This window comes from Vreelandella nigrificans (assembly GCF_002374315.1).
GTDB lineage: Bacteria > Pseudomonadota > Gammaproteobacteria > Pseudomonadales > Halomonadaceae > Vreelandella > Vreelandella nigrificans.
The window spans coordinates 66,495-69,767 of record NZ_NWUX01000024.1 but is presented as its reverse complement, the minus strand read 5'-3'; the positions used below and the strand labels follow the sequence as shown (position 1 = coordinate 69,767).

Genomic DNA, 3,273 nt, shown 5'->3' with positions numbered 1-3,273 from the left:
AGCGTTCAGTATATTTATTTCTCACCCGAGTGCCTCGAAGGTTGGAGTAAAGTGTCCAACTTTCGGGGGGCAGTTCAGCCTGGGAGATCTCACTACTATGGCGAATCTAGCGCTTAGCGTCGGTCGTATTGATTACCGCCGCCAGGCGTCCAACCAGTGCAGTGATTCATTCCGAAGGCGATCAGTAAGAGTAGGAAAAATCCAGCGACATTAGCTTTCATAGATAACAACCCTTGTGAGGTTAGGGAAGCTGAATAACAACACCTTGGTCCTTCCCCAAGAGTGTATGTGCCGTATATGCCAAATAGCGCCTATACGGCACAGCCTATCTCAGCAAGCCCGACTGGTTATTGTAAGTTTGAGTAGACTTTTCGTCTTATCTTGAATTTTTATGATTTTCTGTAAAAGCCGAGCCTAGTGATTAATTAACTTTTAGGTAATTAACCCGGGTGGTTTAACCTGCCATTCTTTCATCGACGCACGGATCTTTGCCTGCTTGTATAGCTTGTTGTTCATACTCTCGCATGAGTTGCTGTAGAAGCCCTCTTTCCGACGGTGGAGGATAACTACTATTATCGTTCATTTGATCATCAGCATTCCTACAGTTAGCAAATCTCCATAATTCTGCTGCCTCTTGTTCTAAATGATTTAGCGCTTCTTTACCTATTTGACCCATTCTTTCTCGCGCTTCTCGGTGGCCTTGAAGTGCAGCATCCACAAACAATGAAGATGCCTTAACAGAATCACGATTTACCCCCCAACCTTCATCATACATTACCGCCAGTTTGTATTGAGCATTGGCGTCCCCCTGATCGGCAGCATGCCGATACCAAATTGCGGCTGTTTCATCACTTAGAGGAACACCTATACCTTCAGAATACATATCGCCTAATTGACTCTGTGCGCTTGCATTTCCTTGTTCAGCGGCACGCCGATACCAGATAGCTGCTTCTCTATCACTCTGTGGTACACCAGCTCCATTGGTATACATAACACCCATATTATATTGCCCTGAGTTATCTCCTTGTGCAGCGGAAACTTGAAACCAACGCACTGCCTCTAAGTCACTTTGAGGAACACCTTTTCCTACGAGATACATATACCCTAGTCGAGTTTGAGCCTCAGGGTGCCCCCTTTCAGCAGCACGCAAATACCACTGTGCAGCAACATGATTATCTTGGGGTAAACCATCTTCCCCATTATCGTAAATGACGCCCAGGACGTATTGAGCCTCCACATTCCCTTGTTCAGCCGCCAAATTAAAGCTTTCTACAGCAGTGGCATAATTCCCATTAAGATATGCTTCAATTCCTGCATCAAATGTCTGGCTAAATGCTGGAAGAGAGCCAAAAAAAAGGGCCCCAATGAGCAGGATAATTTTTCTAAAATGATGCATTTATGTAGTCTCTTTTTTGAATGAATCTATATTATCAATTTTACTTAGTTACGATATGTTTTTCGCCTTATCTTGAATTTCTCTGGGGAGAAAAATCGGCCCGGCATGGCGAGCTGATAAATCGCTGTTACGGCCAGGTGCTGATATCTTGCAATGGGGGTAACGGTGTTCGCACACGCCACTCACTCGCCATACGTTGCGCTTCAGTGAGCTGTTCACGCGACAATTCGTTAGCAATAGCATCACGATTTTGGTGAGCCTGTTCATGCCATTGTGCCGCCGCAAGATTGTTCAGCACATTAGCCATGGCTGGATTACGGCTTACCCCCTCGCCATTGTAGTAGCTGACCCCAAGTTTGTACTGTGCGTCAGCATGTCCCTGTTCGGCGGCTTTTTGATACCACTCGCCATATCGCAACACTTTCATGCTGCAATGAAACGTATCAGATGAGATACACCCTAAATAAAACAACAAAAACCCCTCCGAAGAGGGGTTGAATTCAAGCGACCAGTTGCCTGGCTAATTCCATCTCTACGGAATCACCAATCTTCCTTGCCATTAGTGCCAGGCACTTGATTTGTGATGTTTGGGCATAACCCAAGTACAACACAAGAAAATGGCGAAGTGCCAGCTGTGCTGGTACCTACCTGGCAATCGCGAACATCAAAGACATCGAAGGGAATCGAAAAGTCAGATGTACCCTTGCTCAGCGAAGGAGACTGAGTCCGAGCCACCGACAACGATATGGTCGAGCACTCGCACTTCAATCAAGCTCAAAGCATCTTTCAACCGATCTGTAATACGTCGGTCAGCATCGCTTGGCGCGGGTTCACCACAGGGGTGGTTGTGAGTAAAAATGACCGCACCTGCATTGAGTTGAAGTGCCCGTTTAACTACTTCACGTGGATAAACTGATGCTGAATCCAAGGTGCCATGAAATAGTTCACTGTACTCAATCACTCGGTGCTGGGTATCTAAAAAAATGGCACCAAACACCTCATGCTCATACCCTGCCAGCTTGAGCCACAGAAACTCGCGGACACGGCTAGGACTGTCCAATTTCATACCTTTGGATACGGAGCGCTCTACTACCTTTCGCGCCATATCAATGATGATGTTGTCCTGTGCTGTCAGGTAATTGCCGTCGCTGTCCCGTACGAACAACTCGAGTGTGTTGGAAGAAAAATAGCGGGCATCTGCTAGGAGGGTCGCTGCTGAAGAGTTCATCATGACCTGTTCCTCTTGGTCATGACCAAGACCACACCCACCGGGAGTGTGATCCCGGTCTGGGGTGGATAGGTGGACAGTTAGGTTTACGCTGCGATTAGTAGCTCGCTGAGCTCTAGTTCATCAGCTTTAGCCAGAAGAAGATGCTGTCCTTCTTCGCCACTAACAACGATTGCCTTTATATCAAGACCTAACGCCTCTTCTGAACTACCACTGGGTGGGATTCTGAAGTGGGTAAGTCGCGCCGCTTGAGTACCTTCTGGGAACTTCGTCAGCTGAGATGCAATGTCTTGAAGCATCAGCGATAACCGCTCCACTGCTAATATTCCAAACGTGTTCAGCGTAGTTTCAGTACAGTACATGCTATCCCCTATTAAACTGAGACTTACATGAACTGGGCCAGTGAACCCTGAGTTAATAGCTACTGCGGATAGATCGATGGATTGCAATTGCAGCATAGTGTTTCTCCGTAATGGATAGGAATAACGAATCCATGGGAAACACCATCCCCATGGGAAAGTGTTTTCCCATGGTAGATAGGTAGGCCAAAAGGCCAATTACAGATTTAGATTGCCTCAAACCACATGAGTGGCGTTCCCTCACATGAGGCGGGGGGAACTTAGGGGGAGCCTCTATTGGAGCCGGTGGA

4 protein-coding genes are annotated in these 3,273 nt (G+C 47.1%); all 4 read right to left on the bottom strand.

Features of this window, described 5'->3' with window-relative positions; all coding sequences use genetic code 11:
• Positions 1-454 precede the first annotated feature (454 nt).
• On the bottom strand, positions 455-1,396 hold the full coding sequence (locus CPA45_RS19260) for a tetratricopeptide repeat protein (protein ID WP_096654368.1): 942 nt from the start codon (positions 1,394-1,396) through the stop codon (positions 455-457).
• 127 nt (positions 1,397-1,523) lie between these two features.
• Positions 1,524-1,823, bottom strand: a complete 300-nt coding sequence (locus CPA45_RS19255; RefSeq protein WP_096654366.1) for a tetratricopeptide repeat protein — start codon at positions 1,821-1,823, stop codon at positions 1,524-1,526.
• Between the two features lie 264 nt (positions 1,824-2,087).
• On the bottom strand, positions 2,088-2,627 hold the full coding sequence (gene radC / locus CPA45_RS19250; protein ID WP_244287659.1) for a RadC family protein: 540 nt from the start codon (positions 2,625-2,627) through the stop codon (positions 2,088-2,090).
• Between the two features lie 83 nt (positions 2,628-2,710).
• Complete coding sequence (locus tag CPA45_RS19245) at positions 2,711-3,082, bottom strand: hypothetical protein (RefSeq protein WP_096654364.1); 372 nt, start codon at positions 3,080-3,082, stop codon at positions 2,711-2,713.
• Positions 3,083-3,273 lie beyond the last annotated feature (191 nt).